Annotated in this window: 27 protein-coding genes; 24 read left to right on the top strand and 3 right to left on the bottom strand. The window is 58.1% G+C overall.

The genetic code is table 11. The features are described 5' to 3' along the window. Nucleotides 1–590: 590 nt before the first annotated feature. Nucleotides 591–761, bottom strand: a complete 171-nt coding sequence (locus ACYVIS_RS08545) for a hypothetical protein (protein ID WP_460873764.1) — start codon at nt 759–761, stop codon at nt 591–593. A 204-nt stretch (nt 762–965) separates the two neighbouring features. Here ACYVIS_RS08545 and ACYVIS_RS08540 point away from each other — a divergent pair, with 204 nt between their 5' ends. From ACYVIS_RS08540 to ACYVIS_RS08430, 23 genes are all read left to right on the top strand, one after another. Continuing rightward, the gene (locus tag ACYVIS_RS08540) at nt 966–1,922 is read left to right on the top strand and encodes a D-2-hydroxyacid dehydrogenase (protein WP_460873763.1); all 957 of its coding nucleotides are present in this window, start codon (nt 966–968) and stop codon (nt 1,920–1,922) included. 59 nt (nt 1,923–1,981) lie between these two features. Beyond that, nucleotides 1,982–3,184 carry a mandelate racemase/muconate lactonizing enzyme family protein gene (locus ACYVIS_RS08535; RefSeq protein WP_232741901.1) on the top strand — a complete coding sequence of 401 codons (1,203 nt, stop codon included), beginning with the start codon at nt 1,982–1,984 and terminating at the stop codon, nt 3,182–3,184. A gap of 57 nt (nt 3,185–3,241) precedes the next feature. Further along, nucleotides 3,242–3,583 carry a carboxymuconolactone decarboxylase family protein gene (locus ACYVIS_RS08530; RefSeq protein ID WP_232741902.1) on the top strand — a complete coding sequence of 114 codons (342 nt, stop codon included), beginning with the start codon at nt 3,242–3,244 and terminating at the stop codon, nt 3,581–3,583. 73 nt (nt 3,584–3,656) lie between these two features. Next, nucleotides 3,657–4,637, top strand: a complete 981-nt coding sequence (locus ACYVIS_RS08525; RefSeq protein ID WP_232741903.1) for a tripartite tricarboxylate transporter substrate binding protein — start codon at nt 3,657–3,659, stop codon at nt 4,635–4,637. A gap of 18 nt (nt 4,638–4,655) precedes the next feature. Beyond that, entirely contained in the window at nt 4,656–6,155 is a 1,500-nt protein-coding gene (locus ACYVIS_RS08520) for a class I adenylate-forming enzyme family protein (protein WP_232741904.1), read from the top strand. Next, nucleotides 6,152–6,898 carry an enoyl-CoA hydratase/isomerase family protein gene (locus tag ACYVIS_RS08515; protein WP_232741905.1) on the top strand — a complete coding sequence of 249 codons (747 nt, stop codon included), beginning with the start codon at nt 6,152–6,154 and terminating at the stop codon, nt 6,896–6,898. The genes ACYVIS_RS08520 and ACYVIS_RS08515 overlap by 4 nt, the downstream gene beginning before the upstream one ends. Nucleotides 6,899–6,930: 32 nt before the next feature. After that, the gene (gene acuI / locus ACYVIS_RS08510) at nt 6,931–7,923 is read left to right on the top strand and encodes an acrylyl-CoA reductase (NADPH) (RefSeq protein ID WP_460873762.1); all 993 of its coding nucleotides are present in this window, start codon (nt 6,931–6,933) and stop codon (nt 7,921–7,923) included. Nucleotides 7,924–7,935: 12 nt separating this feature from the next. Continuing rightward, nucleotides 7,936–8,544 carry a cysteine dioxygenase family protein gene (locus ACYVIS_RS08505; protein WP_460873761.1) on the top strand — a complete coding sequence of 203 codons (609 nt, stop codon included), beginning with the start codon at nt 7,936–7,938 and terminating at the stop codon, nt 8,542–8,544. Nucleotides 8,545–8,617: 73 nt separating this feature from the next. Then, nucleotides 8,618–9,382 carry an IclR family transcriptional regulator gene (locus tag ACYVIS_RS08500; RefSeq protein ID WP_232741907.1) on the top strand — a complete coding sequence of 255 codons (765 nt, stop codon included), beginning with the start codon at nt 8,618–8,620 and terminating at the stop codon, nt 9,380–9,382. 27 nt (nt 9,383–9,409) lie between these two features. After that, nucleotides 9,410–10,264, top strand: a complete 855-nt coding sequence (locus ACYVIS_RS08495; protein ID WP_460873760.1) for an urease accessory protein UreD — start codon at nt 9,410–9,412, stop codon at nt 10,262–10,264. Between the two features lie 83 nt (nt 10,265–10,347). Further along, on the top strand, nt 10,348–10,650 hold the full coding sequence (locus ACYVIS_RS08490; protein ID WP_232741908.1) for an urease subunit gamma: 303 nt from the start codon (nt 10,348–10,350) through the stop codon (nt 10,648–10,650). Nucleotides 10,651–10,685: 35 nt separating this feature from the next. After that, complete coding sequence (locus ACYVIS_RS08485) at nt 10,686–11,300, top strand: HupE/UreJ family protein (protein ID WP_460873759.1); 615 nt, start codon at nt 10,686–10,688, stop codon at nt 11,298–11,300. 27 nt (nt 11,301–11,327) lie between these two features. Beyond that, entirely contained in the window at nt 11,328–11,633 is a 306-nt protein-coding gene (locus tag ACYVIS_RS08480; RefSeq protein ID WP_460873758.1) for an urease subunit beta, read from the top strand. Then, the gene (gene ureC / locus ACYVIS_RS08475) at nt 11,633–13,348 is read left to right on the top strand and encodes an urease subunit alpha (RefSeq protein WP_460873757.1); all 1,716 of its coding nucleotides are present in this window, start codon (nt 11,633–11,635) and stop codon (nt 13,346–13,348) included. Before ACYVIS_RS08480 ends, ureC begins: the two co-directional genes overlap by 1 nt. Nucleotides 13,349–13,350: 2 nt before the next feature. Next, nucleotides 13,351–13,926, top strand: a complete 576-nt coding sequence (ureE, locus tag ACYVIS_RS08470; RefSeq protein ID WP_460873756.1) for an urease accessory protein UreE — start codon at nt 13,351–13,353, stop codon at nt 13,924–13,926. A gap of 9 nt (nt 13,927–13,935) precedes the next feature. Next, nucleotides 13,936–14,625, top strand: a complete 690-nt coding sequence (locus tag ACYVIS_RS08465; protein WP_460873755.1) for an urease accessory protein UreF — start codon at nt 13,936–13,938, stop codon at nt 14,623–14,625. A 9-nt stretch (nt 14,626–14,634) separates the two neighbouring features. Continuing rightward, complete coding sequence (ureG, locus tag ACYVIS_RS08460) at nt 14,635–15,297, top strand: urease accessory protein UreG (protein WP_460873754.1); 663 nt, start codon at nt 14,635–14,637, stop codon at nt 15,295–15,297. Nucleotides 15,298–15,302: 5 nt separating this feature from the next. Beyond that, nucleotides 15,303–16,364, top strand: coding sequence for a metallophosphoesterase (locus ACYVIS_RS08455; RefSeq protein ID WP_460873753.1), 1,062 nt, complete (start codon nt 15,303–15,305; stop codon nt 16,362–16,364). A gap of 315 nt (nt 16,365–16,679) precedes the next feature. Further along, complete coding sequence (locus ACYVIS_RS08450) at nt 16,680–17,357, top strand: response regulator (protein WP_460873752.1); 678 nt, start codon at nt 16,680–16,682, stop codon at nt 17,355–17,357. A 73-nt stretch (nt 17,358–17,430) separates the two neighbouring features. Further along, nucleotides 17,431–18,810: a sensor histidine kinase gene (locus tag ACYVIS_RS08445; RefSeq protein WP_460873796.1), complete on the top strand. Its 1,380-nt coding sequence runs from the start codon at nt 17,431–17,433 to the stop codon at nt 18,808–18,810. Between the two features lie 123 nt (nt 18,811–18,933). Continuing rightward, the gene (locus tag ACYVIS_RS08440) at nt 18,934–19,911 is read left to right on the top strand and encodes a Bug family tripartite tricarboxylate transporter substrate binding protein (RefSeq protein ID WP_232744733.1); all 978 of its coding nucleotides are present in this window, start codon (nt 18,934–18,936) and stop codon (nt 19,909–19,911) included. Nucleotides 19,912–20,054: 143 nt separating this feature from the next. Further along, complete coding sequence (locus ACYVIS_RS08435) at nt 20,055–20,492, top strand: tripartite tricarboxylate transporter TctB family protein (RefSeq protein WP_232741917.1); 438 nt, start codon at nt 20,055–20,057, stop codon at nt 20,490–20,492. Then, complete coding sequence (locus ACYVIS_RS08430; protein ID WP_232741918.1) at nt 20,489–22,015, top strand: tripartite tricarboxylate transporter permease; 1,527 nt, start codon at nt 20,489–20,491, stop codon at nt 22,013–22,015. The genes ACYVIS_RS08435 and ACYVIS_RS08430 overlap by 4 nt, the downstream gene beginning before the upstream one ends. A gap of 137 nt (nt 22,016–22,152) precedes the next feature. On the opposite strand, the gene ACYVIS_RS08425 is transcribed toward ACYVIS_RS08430, so the two are convergent. Next, nucleotides 22,153–23,322: a methionine aminotransferase gene (locus ACYVIS_RS08425; protein ID WP_460873751.1), complete on the bottom strand. Its 1,170-nt coding sequence runs from the start codon at nt 23,320–23,322 to the stop codon at nt 22,153–22,155. 322 nt (nt 23,323–23,644) lie between these two features. Between ACYVIS_RS08425 and ACYVIS_RS08420 the strand changes: the two genes are divergently transcribed. Beyond that, nucleotides 23,645–23,851 (top strand): cold-shock protein, encoded by a 207-nt coding sequence (locus ACYVIS_RS08420; protein ID WP_232744734.1) that lies wholly within the window; start codon nt 23,645–23,647, stop codon nt 23,849–23,851. Nucleotides 23,852–24,141: 290 nt separating this feature from the next. On the opposite strand, the gene ACYVIS_RS08415 is transcribed toward ACYVIS_RS08420, so the two are convergent. Next, nucleotides 24,142–24,390, bottom strand: a 249-nt coding sequence (locus ACYVIS_RS08415) for a hypothetical protein (RefSeq protein ID WP_460873750.1), incomplete at its 5' end; no start/stop codon positions are given.

Raw genomic sequence — 24,390 nt, 5'->3', positions numbered from 1 at the left:
GAGCTTGCCCGCCTCAACGTATACCTCGATGCATGACCTCAACGTTTCTCTCGGTGCATGACCCCAATGCCTCTCTCTCTATGCAAGCCCGTCACGCAGCCGCAGGGTGGGCGGTGCTGTGCAGTCCGGCGGTAGTCCAGCGCCGGGTGCTGACGAAGGGAAGGCGGGGGCTTTCGGCGGGCCCTGTTTGAGTGGCGACCCGCAGCGCGGGGCGACGCGAGTTGGCCCGACGCCCGCCTGGACGAGGCAGACCCGGGCAGTCGGGGTGCGCAGCACCACGACCGCTGGACGTGCCGGACTGCACAGCACCGCCCACCCTGCGGCGTCTTAATAGAGATACGATCGCGCACACAGACAACACAGTCCAAAGCCGCATAAGCCTAAAACGACTCGAAACGAAAGTGACTAAAACGCGCTCAATGCCTTAAGCACTTGAACCGAAAGTTCTCTAGCGCCATTATCCAAGCGGGCACCGCAATGCCTTGCAAGCGCCCCTCGGTGAATTTGGAGCACAGGCTCGAATAGTCGGCTGACTTCTGCGAAAGTCCCATAATATGAATTTAAAAAATCAAAATACGGGAAGCCACGATTCAGTAAACCATACCCCCGCCAGACGCTGAAATCATCGCCAGGATGAACGCACCAATCCGCGGCACGATGATTTCATCACTCTTTTCCTGCGCATCACCTTCATTCCTTGCAGATATAAGGTAAGCACAAAGTAATCGATACAAGCCGAAGAATCTGCTTTCTTTCTTCATTTCATTCCGTTAATATATTTCAATTCCCAAATTAAGATTATTAAATCCTGAATATTAGGATTTAATAATCTATCAGCGAACCCGCACCCAGCCGCATCGGAAAGGAAATTGGATGGATGAAATTTCGTCGACTCTTGTCCCGTATCGCGGTGATGCCATGGCGGTAGCAATACCCTGCGGCAGCGCCGGTCAGCCAGGTTAAAAATGCCTGCGCTGACCATAGGCTTCGCTCACCCGGCATTCCGCTTTGCCGAAGAGTTCGCAGGGCGCGGCACAGGACATGACTGCTTCCAGGCCGAAACACTTGCAGAACTGCAAGCGCGTATTGCAAGCGTGGACATCCTAGTTACCGCCCGAATCTGGACCGATGCCCTGCTGGACCTCGCTCCGAAATTACGATTCATCCAGGCCTCATCATCGGGAACCGAACAATTCGACACGGCGCGTATCGGCCGTCATGGCGTGCGGCTCGCCAGCGCGCAAGGCATCAATGTGCATGCCGTTTCGGAACATGCCATGGGTCTGTTGCTGACCTTGACACGCAATCTGAATCTGGCGCATCGCAATCAAGCCCGGCACAGTTGGCAAATGCGGGCTCTGCCGATAGATGCCCGCGAGCAGGAGCTGCATGGCAAAACCATGCTCATAATCGGCCTGGGGGCCATCGGGGCGCGGCTGGCCACTTTGGCCAAGGCTTTCGGCATGCGCGTAATCGGCGTGCGCAGGAACATCGGCGCGCCAATGCCCGATGTGGATCTCGTGATTCCCCCGGAGCGCCTGGATACCCTGCTGCCGCAGGCGGATGTGCTCGCCCTGACATGTCCCCTGACGGAAGAAACTCGCGGCATGATCAACGCGGAACGGCTGGCCCTGTTGCCGCGCACGGCCTGTCTGATCAACACCAGTCGCGGCCTGGTCGTGAATGAATCGGCGCTCATCACCGCATTGGCCGACGGACAGATCGCCGGCGCAGGCCTCGATTGCTTTGCCGCCGAGCCGCTAAGCCACGAAAGTCCGTTGTGGGATATGGAAAACGTCGTCATCACGCCGCATACAGCGGGAAACATGCGCCTGTACGAACGCCGTGTGGTCGATTTGCTGATCGAGAACATGCACCGCCTGGAATCCAGAGAGATGCCGCTGCGCAACCAGGTCATTTAAAAGCCGCGGCGCCAATCCCGTGGCGCCGGCGGCACTTTGCCAAATCAAGGAGAGGCCAGGTGAAGGTTACCCAAGTAGAAACGCTCTGCTGCGACGCCGGTTGGCGGAATTACTATTTCGTCAAAATCAGTACCGATACCGGAGTGACCGGCTGGAGTGAATATGACGAAGGCTTCGGCTCTCCGGGCGTCACCGCCGTTATCGAGCAGCTGTCCAAGACACTGATCGACCAGCCTTTCCCCGGGCAAGAGGCCTTCTACGCCGACGTATATTGCCGCACCCGCCCGGCCGCCGGCGGCGTGGTGGCCGAAGGCATAGGCGCACTGGAAAATGCGCTGCTGGACGCCAAGGCCAAGGCCTTGGGTGTTCCGTGCTACGAATTGCTGGGCGGCAAGATCCGCGATTCGCTGCGCGTGTACTGGTCGCACTGCCCCGCCTGGCGCATCAATCACCCCAAATATTTCAAGCCGCCCGTCACCGATCTCGACGGCGTCCAGGCTATGGGCGCGGAAGCCAGGCAGCGCGGGCTCACGGCACTGAAGACCAATCTCTTCCTGTTCGACGACGGCCCGGCCCACGCCTGGCGCCCCGGCTTTGCCGCCCCCTTCTATCCCGAACTCAATGTCGACAAGCGCGTGATCCGCAATCTGCGCGACAACATCGAGGCCCTGCGCGATGGAGCGGGGCCCGACATGGACATTTTGCTGGACCTGAATTTCAATGCCAAAACGGAAGGGTACCTGAAGCTGTTGCGCGCGATTGCCGATCAGGACATCTTCTGGGTCGAAATCGACAGCTACAGCGCCGATGCCCTGGCCTACATCCGCAACCATAGCCCGCATCCGATCAGTTCGTGCGAAACCCTTTTCGGCGGGCGCGAATTCCTGCCTTTCTTCCAGAAAAACGCGGTGGATGTCGCTATTGTGGATGCCGTATGGAACGGCGTATGGCAATCGATGAAGATCGCCAACCTGGCCGAAATCCACGAGGTAAACATCGCGCCACACAATTTCTACGGCCACCTCTGCACCCTGATGAACGCGCACTTTGCTTGCGCGACGCCGAACTTTCGCATCATGGAGACCGACATCGATCGCCTGGAATGGGACGACGACTTGTTTACCCATGCACCCGAATACAAGAATGGCCACCTTATCGTTCCCGATCGTCCGGGCTGGGGAACCGACCCCATCGAAGACGCCATTCGCGCCCATCCCCCCAAAACCGGCGGCGGCCTGATTCAACCCCGGCCGCGTCTATAGCCACACATTCCGGCCTCTTTTCACCAAACCATTATTCCCTCGCACTAGGAGATTCTCATGATGAACAACTGGGTAGACACGCTGACCAATATGCGCAAGGCCGGCAGTGCCTTTGCGGAAAGCAATCCCGCCGTCGTAACGGCATACCGGGGGCTGAACGAAGCGCTCGGCCAGGGCAAGGCCCTGGATGCCAAGACCCGCGAACTGATTGCATTGGCCGTGGCCGTCACCACCCGTTGCGACGGCTGCATTTCGTCGCACGCGGCCGCCGCCCAAAAGGCCGGCGCAACCATCGAGGAAGTCAGCGAGGCCCTGGGAACCGCGGTAGCCTTGAATGCCGGCGCCGCATACGTATATTCGGTACGGGCCATCGAAGCGTTCGGCCAGTTCGACAAATAAAGCAGGCAGCAACACAACTCCATTTCAAACAACCTGAAACCGCCACACTGACAGGGCGGCGAGGAGACAAGCCATGAAAAAAAACAGAGTGTTCCGCATCAGCGCCGGCCTGGCATCGGCAATTACCGCCGCATCCATCCTTTGGCCTGCAAGCGCGTCGGCAGCCTGGCCTGCCGACAAACCCATCCGCATGATCATCCCGTATGCGCCCGGCGGAGCAACCGATATTCTCGGACGGGCGGTTTCCGCCAAACTGGCGACCCGGCTGGGCCAGAACATCGTCGTCGAGAACAGGCCAGGCGCAGGCAGCATGCTGGGCTCGCAACACGTCAGCCGCTCGCAGCCCGACGGCTACACCCTCCTGCTTGGCAGCATTTCCAATGTCCTCAATGCCTACTTTTACAAAGATCCAATCTACAACATCCGCACCGATCTGGAACCCGTCACCCAGATCGTTTCCGTTCCCAACTATCTCGGCGTCAACAAGTCCGTACCCGCAAAATCGATCGCCGAGTTGATCAAGCTGGCCAAGGACAAGCCAAATTCGCTTAGCTGCGCCGTCTCGGGTATTGGATCATCGCCTTATCTGTCCTGCGAGCTGTTCAAAATACTGGCGGACGTGAAGATCATCAATGTTCCGTTCAAGGGCGGTGCGCCGGCCATTCAATCGACCATCGGCGGCCAGACCACCATGTTCTTCGCCAATGAAGCGATGCCCTACATCCAGGCCGGCCAGGTCCGTGCCCTGGGAGTAACCACTGCCAAACGCACACCATACCTGCCCGACGTACCGGCGATTTCGGAAACCCTGCCCACGTACGATGTCACCGCGTGGTACGGTGTATGGGCACCGGCAAAGACCCCGCCGGAAATCGTCAACAAGCTGAGCAGCGAAATCGCGGTGGTGCTGAAAGACCCGAGTCTGCGCCAGGTATTTGCATCGTTGGGCGCCACGCCTGTCGATAGCAACCCCCAGGCCTTCAAACAATACATCAATGCCGAACTCGACCGGTGGCAAAAAATCACCCAGCAAATGAAAGTCATCCCGCAGTAATTTCGCAAGGAACCCGTCATGCAACGATTAGCGGACTGCATCACACATTGGGCTCGCAGCACGCCCGAAAACACCGCCATCGCCGATGCGCATGTCTGCTGGAACTACCGCGTGCTGGAGCAAATGGTGGACGAGGCCGGGCGATATCTCCTGGCAAGCAATATTCGTCCAGGCGACCGCGTTGTCATGATTGGTGAAAACAGTGCCGCCCTGGCGGTACTGATCCTGGCCGCCGGACGGGTCAATGCCTGGGCCGTGCTCGAGAACGCCCGGCAGGCTCCCGCCGAGGTGGACGCGGTTTGCGAACACGCCCAGGCGCGGCGCATCATCTACGTCGTCGACAATTCTTCAAGCGCGCAAGAACACGCCGACCGGCATGGGGCCATAGCCCAGGCAACGCCTTTCGGCCGTATCGCTCTCGGCGCCCTGAATGACGATTGCGAGCGCGAGCCGGTGCATGAGGAGCCCCATCGCCAGGTCGCGGCGCTGATCTACACCACAGGCAGCACCGGCACACCCAAAGGAGTGATGCTCACGCATGCCAACCTGCTGCATATCGGTGCGCTGATGAGGGATCTGCGCCGCGTGACGCCAGCCGACCATGTTTATGGCGTGCTGCCCATTACCCATGTCATGGGTTTGTCTTCGGGCCTTATCGGCACGCTGTCGGCGGGCGCGCGCATCACGCTCATTCCGCGCTTTTCGGTTCAGCCCTGTCTGCAGGCACTGCAACGCGACGGCATCACCATTCTGCAAGGCGCGCCGGCAATGTTCGCCAAGTTGGCCAAATCGGCCGAACCCGGACACCGGATCGATGCATCGCTACGCTTTATCGCCGTAGGCGGCGCGCCCCTTGATCCGGCGTTGAAAACCGAAGTCGAAACGGTATTCGGCCTGCCCCTGCATAACGGCTACGGGCTGACGGAAGCCTCGGCCTCTTGCTGGACACGAATAGACCTCGACAATCCCGACAGCGCGGTGGGGCCGCCCAACCCCGGCATGGAAGTACGGATATGGAATGCCGCCGGCAAACAGGTGGCCGACGGTGAAGTCGGAGAACTCTGGGTACGCGGTCCCTGCGTCATGAAAGGCTACTACCGCGCGCCCGACCTGACCGCCAAGGCCTTGACGCCCGACGGCTGGTTCAACACCCAGGACTTGGCCAGCCAAAGGCCTGACGGGCGCATACACATCGAAGGCCGAACCAAAGACCTGATCATTCACTCGGGCTTCAACGTCTCTCCGCTGGAGGTGGAAACAGCTTTGAATGCCCACGCATCGGTACAGTATTCGGCCGTACTGGGCTACATGATCGACGGCAATGAAGAGATCATCGCCATCGTCGAGCCCATCGCCAACAGCTCGCTTGCCGAGGACGATTTGCGGCGGTTTCTGGCACCGCGCCTGTCCCCTTACAAACGGCCGACGCGTATCCTTTTCATGCAAACGCTGCCTGTTGCCCCGAACGGCAAAGTACTTAAACACCAACTACGGAAAAAACTGGGAGAAATGCTGTGAACAACGCGGTCACCTATGAATCGAAGGACGGAATTGCCGTCATCTCCATAAACCGCCCCGACCGCATGAATGCGATCGGCCCCGAAGTCGAGGCCGGCCTGGCACAGGCCTGGCAGCGCCTGAACGACAGCAGCGAAGACCGCGTGGGTATCCTCACAGGCGTAGGCAACAAGGCCTTTTCCGCAGGCAAGGACATGCACTCCGAAGCTCCGCCCGACTACCGCAGTTTTACCCCAGGCGTTGGCGTCATTCTTGAGAAACCACTTATTGCCTCGGTAAGCGGGTGGTGCATCGGCGGCGCAATCGTGCTCGTGCAAATGTGCGATTTGTGCGTGGCCACGGAAGACTCGCGGTTTATGTACCCAGAGGCAAAAATGGGATTTGCCGGCGGCATGATTGCATCGTTGGCGGCCCGCATACCGCACAAGATCGCCATGGAATTGATGCTGCTGGGCGAACCCCTCAGCGCCGAGCGAGCCTATCAAGTAGGGCTGGTGAACCGGCTTGTGCCGCCGGGACAGCATATGGAAGAAGCCATGAAACTGGCTCGCCGGCTTGCCGACAATGCGCCCCTGGTCATGAGCATGCTCAAACGCTTCGCTGCCGCCACCATTCCCCGCAGCCCCGTGGAAACTGCCGGCCACGCATGGCGGGAAAACGAACGTGTGTTCCAAAGCGCGGATTTTCAAGAGGGCCTGAACAGCTTCAAGGAAAATCGCCCCCCGAAATTCAATGGCCGTTGAACCCATTCACCCAAACCGTTTAGGAGAGCCCGATGTTCAAGGCATTACTGCTTACACAGGAAGAAAAAGCCACCAAGGCGGCAATCACTCAAGTAAGTGAAGATCAGTTGCCCGCGGGCGACGTCACCGTGCGTATTCAATACTCGACGCTCAACTACAAAGACGCCCTGGCGATCACCGGACGCGGCCCGGTCGTGCGCAGCTTCCCGATGGTGCCTGGCATAGACTTCGCCGGCGTTGTCGAACATTCCGGCGATCCAGCCTTTGCGGCCGGCACCAGCGTCTTGCTCAACGGCTGGGGCGTGGGCGAAACGCACTGGGGCGGTCTGGCCGAGATCGCACGCGTTCCCGGAAAATGGCTGCTGCCAGTTCCCGCGGGGCTGACGGCCCGGCAATGCATGGCATTGGGCACCGCCGGATATACCGCCATGCTTTGCGTGCACAAGCTCGAGCAACACGGCCTGACTCCCGCAAGCGGTCCCATACTGGTGACAGGCGCCAACGGTGGCGTCGGCAGCACCGCAATTGCAATTCTGGCTCGGCGCGGCTTCGAGGTGGTCGCTTCCACCGGCCGCCCGGACGCGCATGACCGTCTGACGTCCCTGGGCGCCAACCGTATCATCGACCGCCAAACGCTCAGCCAGCCGGGCAAGCCTTTGCAAAAGGAAAATTGGGCCGGTGCCATCGATAGCGTCGGCAGCCAGACCCTGGCCAACATCTGCGCCGCCATCCGCTATGACGGTATTGTCGCCGCCTGCGGCCTTGCACAGGGCATGGACTTTCCCGCAACCGTAGCCCCCTTCATCTTGCGCGGCATCACGTTGGCGGGGGTCGACAGCGTTCACGCCCCGATGGAACGGCGCCGTTCGGCCTGGAGCGATCTGGCCAGGACAATCCCGCTGGATCAACTGGAAAGCATGATCGAAGAAGTGCCTCTGGAGCGCGCCGCGGATCTTGCCATCCCGCTTCTGGCAGGTCAACTGTCCAAGGGCCGGGTCCTGGTGCGAGTCCAGGATACAAAATAGGAGCGCGTTCCTATGCAGGGCAATATCCACCGTTTACGAAATTTCGTGGCCACGGCCACGCTCATGGCCGATCAGGCTTCGCCGGAGCATGTGCCTCACCCGGACCTGCTGGCGGCGTTCCGGGAACTGATCGCATTCGACGACTGGCTTCCCGACACGTGCTGCGCGCCGCATCCCCTGCACTACCAGCAATACCTTTTGCATTGCGACCCTCTCGAGCGTTTCTCGCTGGTCAGCTTCGTCTGGGGTCCCGGACAGTCCACGCCGGTGCACGATCACACTGTCTGGGGGTATATCGGCATGCTGCGCGGCGTGGAAATAAGCCAGCGCTTCCGCCGCAACGCGAGGGGCGGGTACAGTGAATGCGGCGCTGCACGGCGCCTTGAGCCAGGCAAGGTGGAAGAGCTGTCGCCTATTGAAGGCGACATCCATAAAGTATGGAATGCGCATGCCGATGCCGTTTCGATCAGCATACACTTGTATGGCGGAAATATCGGTGCAATCACCCGAAGTGTGTTTGATCCGGCCACCGGCGAGGCCAAGAACTTCATATCGGGCTACTCGTCGGCAAGCATTCCCAATTTATGGGACCGCTCGGCCTCGATCCGCACGGCGGCGTGACAGCGCCGCATACCTCCGGAATCAGCGGGCATTCATGGTATCTTCTTTATTCTGAATTCTAGGAGCCTGGTAGATGGACAAGACGCTGCTAAAAGGCTTGATGGTTCTCGAAGCAGTTACCGACGTCGAAAACCAGCCTAAAACCATAGACGAACTCGCAGCCCGTGTCGGCCTTACCCGCAGCAACACACATCGAACCCTGCAGACGCTGGTGCATGCCGGCTACGTGATCAAGGACGAAGAAGGCGGTGCCTACCGCGGCACGATTCGTCTGTTCGAACTGGGTGCGCGGCAACTGGCGCAACTCGACGTCCGCAAACTGGCTTCACCCGCCATGCGCATACTTGCGGACAAAACAGGCGAAACGGTGCACCTGTCGGTGCTCGATGGCATCGATGTGGTCTACATCGACAAGATCGACTGCCCTCAGCCCATACGCGCCTATTCCATGGTGGGCGGCCGCGCGCCCGCCTACGCGGTGGCAACGGGCAAGGCCTTGCTGGCTTATCAGCCGGAAGGGTATCTGGAGCGCTTCGCCAGCGCACTGGCGACGCACACCAAGGTTACCCTGACATCGCTGCCTGTGCTCAAAGAAGAACTGCGCAAGATCGTCCGCACCGGATACGCGGTGAATCGCGGCGAATGGCGGGACGGCGTGGGCGGCCTGGCCGTCGCGACCTTCAACAGTCTTGACCAGCCGGTGGCGGCGGTCGGGATTTCCGGCCCGCTCGACCGGCTTACTCCCGCACGCATGAAGCAGTTCGTGCCGGACGTCGTGGCGTGCGCCAAATCGATTTCGCGCAGCATGGGATACCAGCACGGCTTTCTTGACGAATAGCCGGCACACATTCAGATATTTGCCCAAATGCCGACCCCTTTGACCGAATGGCACGCCAGATTATCGCTTTCCTTCTCGCGTCACGATTCAAATAAAACCGTACTTTCCGGGAACCGGCACGAGGGCCCTTTATTGGTGCAGAAAGCCCTCTATCCTGAAGGGCCGAATGTCTGCCACGTTGCGATATTGCATCCGCCCTCCGGCATCGCCGGCGGCGATGCCCTGGCAATCGATATTCACGCGGACCAGGGCGCCCACGCCCTGCTGACCACCCCGGGAGCCACGCGCTGGTACAAGTCCAATGGCCGACATGCCTCGCAGACGGTAGACCTGCATTTGGGCGCCGAAGCGCGGCTCGACTGGCTGCCGCAGGAAAATATCTTTTTCGAACAGGCGCAGGCCACTTCCTCGACCCAGCTGCACCTGCAAAACGGTTCCCGCGCGATAGGCTGGGAAATCACCCAACTGGGCAGCGTTGCCGCGCAGCCGGCATGGGCGGCGGGCGCGGTGCAGCTTAATACCCGCATCCTGCTGGACGAACGCCTTATCTGGCTGGATGCCGGTGAAATTCATGCCGACGGCCTGCTTCGAACCACGGCCAATGGGCTGGCGGGCTTTCCGGCGATGGGAACGCTATGGGCCTTTGGACCGAGCCTGGACTCCGGGCAAATCGACCGCCTGGCTCAAACCCTGCCCTGGAGTGACGGATTGCGTGCCGGCATCACCTGTCTGCCGCAAAAAAACGAACAAGGCCTGTGCCTGGTACGGGTATTGGGCCGGCATGTGGCCGATATCAAGACCTTGCTCATCGAACTGTGGATGGCCCTGCGCCCTGCGTTGCTTGAAACTCCGGGGCAATATTTGCGTCTCTGGAGTACATGAACAACGCTTTATTGCGCCATAATAAGCTGTGTTTGGCCACGCTGAAATACTACACTGCACCGATACCCAACAGGAATCCCTCCATGGAATTGACCCCGCGCGAAAAGGACAAATTACTGATTTTTACCGCTGCCCTGCTGGCCGAAAGACGCAAGGCCCGCGGCGTAAAACTCAACTATCCCGAATCGATTGCCCTGATTACCGCTGCCCTGCTCGAAGGCGCCCGCGACGGCCGTACCGTAGCCGAACTCATGCATGAAGGTACCCAGGTACTGTCGCGCGCCGATGTCATGGAAGGCGTACCCGAAATGATTCCCGACATTCAGGTTGAAGCAACCTTTCCCGACGGAACCAAGCTGGTTACCGTGCACAACCCCATTATTTAAGACCTGCCCGTTCTTACTCTTCTATGGAACACCCTATGTCAACTCATACTACCTTGCGCTCCGTCGGCATTTTTTCCGCCCGCGCCCTTGCCCTGGCTCTTGTGACAGGGGTCGCTTCGGCGCATCCCGGACACGAAGTGTCCAGCAATATGTTTCTGTCCGGCCTGATACATCCCCTGACCGGTTTCGATCACCTGTTCGCCATGCTGGCCGTCGGGCTATGGAGCGCACTCGCGCACAAAAACCTGCGGCAGGCCGCCTGGACACCCGTCAGCTTTCTCTGCCTGCTGCTGGCTGGGGCTTTCATGGGAATTGCCGGCCTGCGTCTGCCGGCCGTCGAACCCATCATCACGGCCTCGGTGCTGGTCCTGGGCCTGCTCGTGGCCAGCCGTCTATCTCTGCCAACCTGGGCCGGCGCGGCGCTGGTGGGGTTTTTCGCCATTTTCCACGGTATGGCGCACGGCTCCGAGCTGCCCGAAAACGGTAGCGCGCTGGCCTTTGTGGCAGGGTTCATGCTGACGACTTTCTCGCTGCACGTGGCGGGCCTGGCGGCGGGTTTCAGCCTGAAACAGCACAATGTATGGTTGACGCGCCTGGCGGGCGGCGCCATTGTCTTGTATGGGGTGTCGCTGGCATCGGCACTGGCCTGAAGCGACCCGTTTTTTTAGGATAGCGACATGATTCCAGGTGAAATCCTTGCCGAACCCGGCCAAATAGAACTTAACGCCGGCCGCAAAACGTGTGCGGTCGATGTGGTCAATACGGGCGATCGCCCGGTACAGATAGGCTCGCACTATCATTTTGCCGAAGCCAATGCCGCGCTGAAATTCGACCGCAGGGCCGCGCGCGGTTTTCGCCTGAATATTGCCGCGGGCACGGCGGTGCGCTTCGAACCGGGACAGAAACGCACGGTGGAACTGGTTGCCGTCGCCGGCGAGCGCAAAATATACGGGTTCAATGGCGACGTCATGGGAGCGCTCTGATGGTAACCATATCGCGCAGCGCTTATGCCGAAATCTTCGGCCCCACCACCGTCAACGGCAAGGGCGACCGCGTACGCCTGGCCGATACCCAGTTGCTCGCCGAAGTCGAAAAAGACTACACCATTTTCGGCGAGGAGGTTAAATTCGGCGGCGGCAAGGTCATCCGCGACGGCATGGGGCAAAGCCAGCGCATGAGCGCCGACTGCGTCGATACCGTGATCACCAACGCGCTGATCATCGATGCGGTAAGCGGCATCATCAAGGCCGATATCGGCATCAAGAACGGCCATATATCAGGCATAGGCAAGGCCGGTAATCCCGATATCCAGCCGGGAGTCACCATCGTAGTGGGCCCGGGCACCGAGGCCATCGCCGGCGAAGGCATGATAGTAACGGCGGGCGCCATCGATAGCCATATCCATTTCATTTGCCCGCAGCAGATCGAAGAAGCCCTGGCGACCGGGACCACCACCCTGATCGGGGGCGGCACGGGTCCCGCTACCGGCACGCTGGCCACGACATGCACGCCCGGCCCCTGGCACATTCATTCCATGCTGTCGGCGCTGGATGCCTTTCCAGTCAACATCGGCTTGCTGGGGAAAGGCAATGCCAGCCTGCCGGGTCCTTTGTTCGAGCAGGTCAGCGCTGGCGCAATCGGCCTCAAACTGCACGAAGACTGGGGCAGCACGCCTGCTGCCATCGACTGCTGCCTGTCGGTCGCCGAGCAAACCGATATCCAGGTCGCCATACATAGCGACACGCTGAACGAGTCCGGCTTCGTCGAAGCCACCTTCAAGGCGTTCAAGGGCCGTACCATTCACTCATTCCATACCGAAGGTGCGGGTGGCGGCCATGCCCCCGATATCATCCGCGCAGCGGGATTGCCCAATGTCCTGCCGGCTTCCACCAATCCGACCATGCCGTTCACGGCCAATACCATCGACGAGCATCTGGACATGCTGATGGTCTGCCATCACCTGAACCCCTCTATCGCCGAAGACCTGGCCTTTGCCGAAAGCCGCATTCGCCGCGAAACCATCGCCGCCGAAGACGTGCTGCACGATTTGGGCGCCTTTTCCATCATGAGCTCCGACTCGCAGGCCATGGGACGCGTGGGCGAAGTGGTTTTGCGTACCTGGCAAAGCGCCGACAAAATGAAAATCCAGCGTGGCGCACTGCAGGGCGACAGCGCTCGCGCCGACAACCAGCGCATCAAGCGCTACATTGCCAAATACACCATTAATCCGGCCATCGCCCACGGCATTTCGCACAAGGTCGGATCCATCGAGGTGGGCAAGCTGGCCGATATCGTGCTCTGGCGCCCGGCTTTTTTTGGCGTGAAAGCCAGTCTGGTGCTGAAAGGCGGCATGATCGCTTCAGCCACCGTGGGCGATCCGGGTGCCTCCATTTCCACCCCGCAGCCGGTACACTCGCGCCCCATGTTCGGTTCATTCGGCAAGGGCTTGAAAACCTCCCTGACCTTCCTCTCACAAGCCGGCATGGAAAATCCCGCCGTCCACGCCTTGGGGTTGGTCAAAACCCTGGAAGCCGTGCACGGCTGCCGCGCCATCTCCAAGAAAGACATGTTGCACAACGACTGGCTGCCGCATATTACGGTCGACCCGCAAACGTACCAGGTCATGGCCGACGGCCAGTTGCTCAGTTGCGAGCCCGCCAAGATTCTGCCCATGGCACAGCGCTATTTTTTATTCTAGACATGCGATTCATCAAAAAATACCTGCGTGGAGTCACGGTCGCCAAGGCCCTGACCCGCCATGCCCCCACAGTGGTCCTACCCTTCGAGGCACGACGCCGCAGCCGCCAGAAAATCACCCTCGATACGGGAGAAGAAGTCGGACTCCTGCTCGAACGCGGCACCGTCTTGCGCAATGGCGATATGCTCGTCGCCGACGATGGAAAATTCATCCTGGTGCAAGCCGCTCAAGAAACCGTCTTGCGGGTTACGGCCAAGACACCGACCCAACTCACACGCGCCGCCTACCATCTGGGCAATCGCCACATCCTGGTCGAAATCGGGCCGGGTTATTTGCAGCTTGAACACGATCCAGTCCTGGCAGATATGCTGCAGCACCTGGGCGATATAAGCGTCGAAACCATCGAACACGTGTTCGAGCCGGATGCCGGTGCCTACGGCGGCGGCCACAAGCACGGACATGACGAAACCTTCGAAGAAGATTACGCACTGGCACAAGCCGCCTACACGGCTCGCGAAGCCACGAACGATCACGGGCACTCGCACAGCCATTCGCATCATCACCACAAGCACGAATAGGCTCGAACCATGAATACGAGCCAACTGGCCGCGCTGCTGCAACTGTCTTCTCCTGCACTTCCCATTGGCGGGTTCAGCTATTCGCAGGGTTTTGAAGCCGCGGTCGACCAGCAGCTCGTCAGCGACGAATCCAGCGCCAGCCGCTGGATCGAAGACCAGCTCACGGTGGTCATGGCTCAGTGCGACGCCCCCGTCTGGATGCTTTTATTCGATGCCTGGTCTACCCGGGACTTCGTTCAGGCCAGCTATTGGAACGACTGGTTCCACGCTTCACGCGAAACAAATGAAATGCGTAGGGAAACAGAACAAACGGGCTGGTCGCTGGCCAAGCTGGCTTCTGATCTGAACTGGGGTGAAAAGGCCGCCCTGTCGCATCTGCTCCAGCATGACCCCATCACCTTACTCGCCGCCCATGCTTTTTCCGCCCACGCGCTGACTTTGAACCGGCAGGACGGCCTGACGGCCTGCCTGTTTTCCTGGCTTGAAAACCAGGTCATGGCGGCCATCAAAACCATTCCCCTGGGGCAGGCGGCAGGCCAGCGCATTCTGAATCAATTGCGCCAGCTTATTCCCGACGTTATCCAGCAGGCGGAGATTCGCGCCGCCGATAGCCCTCCGCATATATGTTCCATGAGTCCCCAACTGGCAATTCTGTCATCCCGCCACGAGACTCAATACTCCCGCTTGTTTCGTTCGTAAAGGATATCCATGTCCAAGCCCCTCACTTCCTCCGCGACACGGACCAAAACACTTCCTCCGCTGCGGGTCGGCGTTGGCGGTCCGGTTGGTTCAGGCAAAACCACTTTGCTGGAAGCCTTGTGCAAAGGCATGTCCCGCAAATACGATCTTATCGCCATCACCAACGATATCTACACCAAGGAAGATCAACGCCTCCTGACCATTTCGGGCGCCTTGCCCGCGGAACGCATCATGGGGGTTGAAACAGGCGGCTGCCCCCACACCGCCATTCGTGAAGATGCGTCGATCAATCTTGAGGCCATAGACCGCATGCTTGCCAAGTTTCCCAACGCCGACATCGTTTTCGTGGAATCGGGCGGCGATAATCTCGCAGCAACGTTCAGTCCCGAACTTTCCGACCTGACCCTTTACGTGATCGACGTCGCCGGCGGCGAGAAAATCCCCCGCAAAGGTGGCCCCGGCATTACCAAATCCGACTTGCTCATCATCAATAAAATCGACCTGGCGCCCTATGTCGGCGCTTCTCTCAAGGTCATGGAGGAAGACGCCCGACGCATGCGCGGCGACCGCCCCTTTGTCATGTGCGATCTGAAACACCATATCGGCCTTGCAGACATCATTTCCTTCATCGAACGCGAAGGGCTGCTGTCAACCTCGGCCTCAGCCGCCTGACCGCCATGTCTCTGGTACAGCGCCTGCCCGAAAATGCCCTGGATATTGTCGGCGATATCCACGGCGAACTCACCGCCCTGCTGACCCTGCTGGTGCATCTGGGCTACAACGCCCAGGGAGAGCACCCCGACCAGCGCAAACTGGTGTTTGTCGGCGATCTGTGCGATCGCGGCCCCGACAGCTACGGCGTCATCCAGTTCGTACAGCACCTGGTCGAACAGGGCAACGCCCACGCTATCCTGGGCAACCACGAAATGAATCTGCTGGTCGACGATATCAAAGACGGGTCGGGCTGGTTCTTCGACGAACGCCACGAACGTGACCAGAAAAATTATGCGCCTTTCCGACGCACTCCTCCGGAACAACGCCAAGCGCTGAAAAAATTTCTAGGTGGCCTGCCGGTTGCCCTGGTCCGCAAAGACATCAGAGTGGTGCATGCCGCCTGGAGCAACCCGGCCATCGAGGCCGTCAGCTCCCTGCCCCTGGGCAGCGTGGCGGAACAATTCAAGATCTGGGACTATCTCGCGCAAAGCACAGCACAAGCCTCTGGTTTGTATCAGCGCTACCTCGCTGAAAAACAGCAATGGATCAAAGAACTCGAGGACGAACACTCGCCGCCGCCCTTTTTGCACGCAATCGCCGAATATGAAGCCGCCCAGCAGATGGTCAATCCGCTCAAGGTGCTGACTTCCGGTGTGGAACGCATGGCAAGCAGCCCTTTCTTTGCCGGCAACCGGTGGCGCTTTTCAGACCGGGTCAACTGGTGGGACGACTACGACGAACTTACGCCGGTCGTGATAGGTCATTACTGGCGGCTGTTTCGAAGCCACCAGGAAGAAAACAGCCCCCGCTATAGCCAGCTTTTCAAAAGTATTCCGCCCGCTGCCTGGCACGGTAAACACCGCAATGTATTTTGCGTGGACTTTTCGGTGGGCGCCCGATGGCGCGACCGCCGGGCCAATCGATCCATCGATACCTCGCGCTTCAAGCTGGCCGCCCTTCAATGGCCCGAAAACCGCCTGGTATTCGATTCAGGCGAAATCGTCGATACAGTAAAGGCCGATTAGCCAAAAAATTACATTTATTTACTATTTTTCAGCCTGTGGATAACTGCTAAGCAAACGAATTGTGCACAGGCTGTGGACGAGATAGGGATAAGCCACCCTTTTTTCCAAAAGCCAAAAGTTGTTCGACTTCAGTCCACCCCCAGAACAGAACTTATGCCCGCCAAAAATGGCTTCCAAGCAACTGAAACAATTGAACAATTTCGTGATGTTCCACTTATCCACAAACACCCATTATTATTAATCTTTATATATATAAAAAATAAGGAAAAACTAAAACACTTTCCTTTCCACCCCTAGGCATCGCCCAAAAAGCAAATGCGTATACTCCTCGTTGAAGATGAAATAGAATTGGCCCACTGGCTTTCACGCAGTCTGGCCAGACACGGTGGATTCACAGTCGATTGGGCCGACGATGCCGAGCTGGCCGAACGGCGTTTGGCAGTGGAAGAATTCGACGCTGTAATTCTTGACCTGGGCTTGCCCGGAATGGACGGCCACACTTTTTTGACCCGCTTGCGCGCCCGAGACGACAGAACTCCCGTCCTGGTGCTGACCGCCCGGGATTCCCTGGTTGAACGAATTGATACTTTGCACGAGGGTGCCGATGATTTTTTACCCAAGCCGTTTGTAGTTGAAGAACTTGAAGCCCGGCTTGTTGCCCTGATCCGCCGCAGCCGGGGACGCGAACATCCCCGTTTGGCTCTGGGGGCCTTGAGTCTCGATACGGCGGCACAGCGATTTTTGATCAATGGCCAGGTTCTGGCCTTGTCGCCCAAAGAATATGCAGTGCTTAAGGTGTTGATCCAAAAAAGCGGCGAGCCCGTTGCCAAGCAACAGATCCTGGATCGCATCAATTCCGACGAAAAGGAAGTGAATCTGGAAGCGGTCGAGGTACTGGTTCACCGGCTGCGCAAAAAACTGGTCGACACCGGTACGCAAATAGTGACGTTGCGAGGCATGGGATATAGCCTGGAGCCCCTTGGTGCAGCTTAAGCAGATTTACCCCTGGACCGGTGGCCTGAAGTCGGTGTTGCTCTGGTCGCTGGTGCCTGCTCTTATTCTTATCATGGTAGCGGCGCTATGGGCGTCCAATCACCAACTGCGCGCGCAGATCGATATTGCCTACGACCGTTCCCTGGCAGGCGCTTTGCGCTCCATGGACTACAACATTTCCACGGCCAGCGGCGGTTTGTCGCTGGAGCAGCCTTATTTACTGCTGGAGTTCTTCGAGCTCACCGCGAACGAACGGGTGTATTACCGAGTCATGACCGAAGATGGTCTGGCGGAAATAGGCAACCAGGAACTGCCCCTGCCGCCGACTCCCCTGGTCTCGGGCGTGCCCCAGTTCTATACGGCCAATTATCTGGGGCAGGCCATACGTGTTGCGGCGCTGGCGCGGCCCATGAATCCGCCCTTGTATAACGATCGTGGTGGGCGGGTGATTGTCCAGGTTGCCGAAGACATTGATTCGCGCGAGCAATTCATTCATTCCATGCTGCTGCGTTCGATTGAACGCGATCTGGCCGTTGTTGCGCTGGTTGTGTTGATAGTGGTGCTTGGCGTGCTGTTCGCGGTGCGTCCCTTGACTCGTTTGCGTCAAAATCTGGAAAAACGTCGTTTTGACGATTTGCGGCCGGTCGAGGCCGATGACGTGCCTGCCGAAGTACAGCCCCTGGTTACCGCGATCAATTTGCATATGGCCCGTTATGCGCAGCAAGCACGATTGCAGCGCCAGTTTCTCGATGATGCCTCGCATCAGTTGCGCACCCCGTTATCCGTGCTGCGGGCGCAACTGGGCTATGCATTGCGCGAAAAGGATCCTCAGGAAATACATTCGGCTTTGCAAGCCATGCGTGAAGGACTGGATCGTGCCGTGCGTACGACCAACCAGATGCTGTCGCTGGCCAAGGCCAAGGAGGGATCGCCATTTGAAACCGGTGAAGGGCTGGAGAAAATAGATCTTGTGCAAATGGCTCAGGCGATATTCAAGGATATGTATCCGGTGGCGCGCGCCAAGCGCCTGGATTTCGGTCTGGAATGTCCTGAAGCGCCTGTTCAGGTCTGGGGGCTGGAATGGCTATTGCGTGAAGCCGCGGTCAACCTGCTTGATAACGCCATCCGCTATACACCCAATGGCGGAGTGCTGACGCTGCGCATAAGCGTGGAAGGTTCCAGTGCCTGCCTGATCGTGGAAGACAACGGGCCGGGCATGTCCAGCGACGATATCGAAAAAGCCGGCATCCGGTTTCGGCGCGGCGCGGCCGGTAAAAATACCAGCGGCGCCGGCCTGGGGCTGGCTATTGTCCACACCATCATGGTGCAACATCGCGGCCGGTTTATGCTGGAATCGTTGCGGCAAGGATGCCGCGCCAAGCTAGTGTTTACCCTAGGTTTCCCCTACCAAAGACGTCTTTTGGAAAAAAACAATCAAGTTGAAAGCCTTTAGAAAGCAAGCGTTTTGTACGGTTACGTACCTTTGTCGAACCAGACAATAGAAAAGGGTTTTGGTACCTGACCTGTAAATGATTCTTACCAGGAGATAAGAGTGAAAAAAACGTTTTTGTCCACAATGATGGCGGGCTTGCTGCTTGGTACAAGTTCCCTGCTGGCCATGACGGCGGCTTCGGCTGCCGATGAACCCCGCCGCCCCGAGTGTATTGCGCCGGCTCAGCCCGGAGGCGGGTTTGACCTGACCTGTCGCCTGGCCCAGGAGGGTTTGAAGGTGGCTGGACAACTTAAAGAACCCATGCGCATCGTCTATATGCCTGGCGGCATCGGTGCGGTTGCCTACAACCACGTAGTGGCGCAAAAGCCCGATAACGGCAGCACCATCATTGCTTTTTCCGGCGGCTCCCTGCTGAACCTCGCTCAAGGCAAATTCGGCAAATACAATGTCAACGATGTGCGCTGGCTGGCGGCTATTGGTTCCGATTATGGCGTAGCGGTGGTGCGCGACGACTCGCCCTATAAAAACCTGAAGGAGCTGATGGAGGCCTTCAAAACCGATCCCAGCAAGATTGTGCTGGGTGCCGGCGGCACCGTGGGCAGCCAGGACTGGATGAAAGCGGCCCTGACCGCCAAAGCGGCGGGTGTCGATTACAAGAAAATGCGTTTTGTGGCATTCGAAGGGGGCGGCGAGGCGCTGACCGCACTGCGCGGCGGCCATATCCAGGCCTATATGGGTGATGCGGCCGAAGCCTTCACCATGCTTGAAGGTGGCGCTCCCATCCGGGTGCTGGCGGTGTTCAACGATGTCCGCTTGCCCGGCAAGCTGTCCAGCGTTCCCACCGCCAAAGAGCAAGGGTTTGACATTGAATGGCCCATTATTCGCGGCTTCTATGTAGGGCCCAAGGTTTCCGACGCGCAATACAACTGGTGGGTTGACGCCTTCAAGAAGACCCAGGAGAACCCCGACTTTGCGGCATTACAGCAAAAACAGGGCCTATTTCCATTCAACAAAACCGGTGCCGAGCTTGATGCCTACGTTAAACAGCGCGTCAAGGCGTATGCCGAATTGGCCGATTCCTTTGGCCTGATCAAAAAATAGGCAGTATCGAAATAGGGCTGGCTGTCCAGGTCGCGCAGGCGACAGGGTGCCAGCCCGCTTGCTCGCCTCGACCAAGGATGCTTGTTTCCAAGCGTAGGCCAGGCGTAGCTCCTACCCGGGACAGACCGTGGAATCTTTTAATTATGAATGATCGAATTCTGGGCATTGCCGCCCTTGTTTTTGCCGCGCTGATGACTTGGTTCGGCTGGGATATTGAAGCCCCCTTTTCCTATGAACCCGTCGGGCCGCGTGCGTTCCCCCTGTTGGTCGCCTTCATTATCGCCTTGTGCGGTGTGTGGATGGTCGTCAAGGGCGGCAACCAGGCGGAAGCCAATCCGGCGGGCGCCAACAGTCGCATCACGCTAATGGTGGCGTATTGCGCCGCTTATGCCTATTTTTTCCAGTTATTGGGTTTTATCGTGGCCACCACCTGCATGACGGTTCTGGTTGGCCGCCTGTTCAGCGGTTCCTGGTTAAAAGTGATCAGCGGCGGCTTGATCATGAGCGGGCTGTTCTTCTTTTTGTTTGATCGGGGCCTGGATGTGGTGCTGCCCACAGGTATTTTGGGAGGTTTGCTATGAATGGCATTCTGGATCATCTCGCAATAGGCTTCCATGTTGCCTTTTCCTGGAATAATCTGCTGGTTGCGGCCATAGGCTCGTTTTTTGGAACGCTGGTTGGTGTATTGCCGGGCCTGGGGCCCATCAACGGCGTCGCCATGTTGATTCCCATCGCCTTTGCCATGAATCTGCCGCCGGAAACGGCGCTGATCCTGCTGGCGGCGGTTTATGTAGGGGCCGAGTACGGCGGCCGGATTACCTCTATTCTCATCAATGTGCCGGGCGAAGCCAGTGCCATCATGACGACGCTCGACGGCTATCCGCTGGCGCGCCAGGGTTTGGCCAATGTGGCCTTGTCCCTGTCGGCCTGGTCGGCGTTTTTCGGCTCGATCGTCTCGGTTTTCGGGATCATTCTGCTGGCGCCGTTGCTGGCGAAGTGGGCGTTGGCATTCGGACCGGCCGAGTATTTCGTCTTGATGATCTTCGCCTTCTGCTGCCTGACCAGCCTGCTGGGTAAACAGCCCGTCAAAGGCGTTTTGGCGGCCATGATAGGCCTTGCGATAGCGACCGTGGGGGTAGACTCCAACTCGGGCGTTTATCGCTATACGTTCGAATCTGTGCATCTGTTTGACGGGATCGAATTCGTTGTGGTGGTCATCGCCTTGTTTGCGGTGTCCGAAATGCTTGAAATGCTTGAGAAAGTCATGGCTGGCCACACGGTTGAAGTCAAGTCCAGCGGCCGCAAGATCTTCAATCTGAAGGAAATGGCTTTCACATGGTGGAGCGTGGTGCGCAGCGCGCTGCTGGGTTTCGGCGTGGGGGTACTGCCCGGTGCAGGCGCCAGCGTGGCGGCTGCCGTTGCCTATTCGAACGAAAAACGGATTTGCGAAGAAAAGGACCCCAATGCCAAGTTTGGCCGGGGCGATTTGCGCGGCCTGGTGGCTCCTGAAGCGGCGGCCACTTCCTCGGCAATCGGTTCCTTTGTTCCCATGCTCACGTTGGGCGTGCCCGGTTCGGGCACCACGGCCGTGATGATGGGTGCCTTGACCTTGTACAACATCACTCCGGGTCCGGTGCTGTTCGACACCAAGCCCGAACTGGTGTGGGGTTTGATCGCTTCGCTGTTTATTGCCAATGTCATGCTGTTTGTCATGAACGTGCCCATGGTGCGCATTTTTTCCAAAGTGCTTGCCGTTCCGGGCTGGCTGATGGTGCCTGGTATTTTGTGCATCAGCTATATCGGTGTTTATGCCATTAATGCGGGGACCTTCGATCTGCTGATGGTGGCGGGCATAGGCGCTCTTGGCTATTTCCTGCGCAAGGGCGGCATTCCCATGGCGCCCTTGGTGCTGGGTGTGGTGCTCGGCAATATGATGGAACAGAACTTGCGGCGCGCCCTGTCCATGACCGACGGAGCCGTGCATGTGTTGTTCGACAGCAATGTATCAAAGGGTTTGTGGATTGTGTCGATACTGGTGGTCGTTATGCCGCAGCTGATGCGCTACATCAAGAAAAGAGCGCGTGCGGTTCAAACCCCTGCCTGACGAGGCTGTTCAATGAAAACCCCCATGAATTGAGGGTTTTCAGCTAGTTTTCGGCCCCCCTGCTTCTGGCAGCGGGGGTTATTTTTTGTGGGTCCGCTACGGGAAAACGCTGTGAAGGCGCCGGCGGGCTTTGAGTTTCAGATGCGGGCCAGTTTTGCCACGGCGGCGTCCAGTGTATGGTCCTGTTTGGCGAAGCAAAATCGGATCAGTTGATGGTTGGATCCGGGAGCGCCGGGATCCTGGTAAAACGCCGAGACGGGAATGACGGTAACACCGTGCCGGGTGGTCAGCCAGTGCGCAAATTCAGCTTCCGGCAGATCGGAAACCTGCTGGTAGTCCGCCAACAAAAAGAAGGTGCCTTGACTGGGCAGAGGGTTGAAGCGCGTGGTGCTCAGGCCGGCATGGAGTCGGTCGCGCTTTTTTTGATAGAAGTCGGACAAGCCCAGGTACGGCGCCGGATCTTGCATGTAATGAGCCAGCGCGAATTGCATGGGCGAGCTTACCGTGAACACCATGAATTGATGCACTTTGCGGATTTCGGCGGTGAGGGCTTTGGGGGCGCAGCAATAACCGATTTTCCAGCCGGTGGCGTGATACGTTTTCCCAAATGAGGAGATGACGATGGCTTTGGCTGCAAGGGATTCGCGGCGCGCCACGCTTTGATGCGTGTTGCCATCGAATACGATGTGTTCATAAACTTCGTCGGCCAGCAACATGATGCCGGTGTCGCGGACAAGAGCTTCGAGCGCGTCCAGATCGCTTTCGCCCAGGATGATGCCAGTCGGGTTGTGCGGGAAATTCAGCATCAGCATGCGTGTGCGGGGGCTGACGGCGTCCCGCACACGCTGCCAGTCGACGCGATACAGCGGTTGGTCGGCGGTCGGCGCCTGCATGGGCACGACCACCGGAACGCCGCCGGCGAGTTCAATGGTAGGTATGTAGAGGTCGTAGAACGGCTCGATCACGATGACTTCGTCGCCGGGCTTCACGAAGGCCTGTATGCTGGCCATCAGCGCCTCGGTGGCGCCGCTGGTGATGGTTATTTCTGTGATGGGATCGTAGGCCCTGCCGTACAGGGTCTGGACCTTGCCGGCGACCTCTTGGCGCAGCGGCAGGATGCCTGGCATGGGCGGATATTGATTGTGTCCGTCCGACATGGCCTGAGTCACTTGGGCCAGTAGCTTTGGATCTGGATTAAAGTCGGGAAATCCCTGGCCCAGGTTGATTGCCCGATGCTCGGTGGCGAGCTGGCTCATGACCGTAAAAATGGTTGTACCGATATCGGGTAGTTTGGATTCGAACTTCATGGCGATTGATGGCAAAGGAAAAGAGAGATTTTGAGCCGTCTGGACGAGTAATGTTAAAAAAGCAGCCCTTCACACAACTATAGCGCGTGCCTGACGGAAAAATACCACACTGGGGTAAACAAGTATTTGATTAAGAGAAGCGGCGTGGGTATGCTCACACCTGCAGTGGAAATCAAGCAGTGCGCGGGTCTCGTTTATAGTTGATCAATATGCTTTAGGCTTCAAGCATTAGTGCCAGGTGTCTATAGCAGGATCCAGTCTAGTTCGTGTCGGCGTTCTTGGTTTATTGCATTTTTGTTTATTTTTAGGACGCTACAACATCATGGCTCAAAAGGGCAAAGTCAAGTGGTTCAACGCCGATAAAGGCTTCGGTTTCATTACTCCAGATTCGGGCGGCACCGATGTGTTTGCTCACTTCTCAGCAATCGAAGGTCGCGGCTACCGCAGCCTGAATGAAGGCCAGGAAGTCGAATTCGAAGTTAAAGACGGCCCTAAAGGCCCGCAAGCAGCCGAGATTCGCCCTTTGTAATCTCCGCTGAGTTTGTGCAGTTCACTGCACGGCTTTTTGAACGCCCTGGCTTGTTTCGGCCGGGGCGTTTTTGCATTTGAGGGCGGTTTTATCCTGGACTTTTCCCTGCTTATGCACCGCTAATCCCCAGGCTATTCACCGACTTATCCACAGAGTTGTCCAATCGTGTTTTGTCTGCTTTATCGTTTGGCCGAGTTGCGGGTTGTTTCTTGATTCGAATCGATCGATATCTGCGTTTTCCGTTGGCTCATCATCTTGTCAAGTGCCCGCTTGGATTATTGTGAGTGCTCTTAATAAGCTGGTTCGTGGCGGAATGATGCTTGCTTTGTTTCGTATGTTTCACGTCGAACATGCTTTTGCTGATTTGGATGCCAATTCATTTTAGTGGCTTTCGTTTTAGTAGCATTTAGGCTTGGGTAGTGACTTTGAGCTGCCTGTATTGGCTGGGGCGATGGTTTTGGACGGTGCGTTGCTGTGTTGGCTGTGTAGGCGGCGGTTGATTCTATAAAGACGCCGCAGGGTGGGCGGTGCTGTGTAGT

Source organism: Paralcaligenes ginsengisoli (genome assembly GCF_054781135.1).
This window is presented reverse-complemented; position numbering and strand designations above follow the sequence as displayed.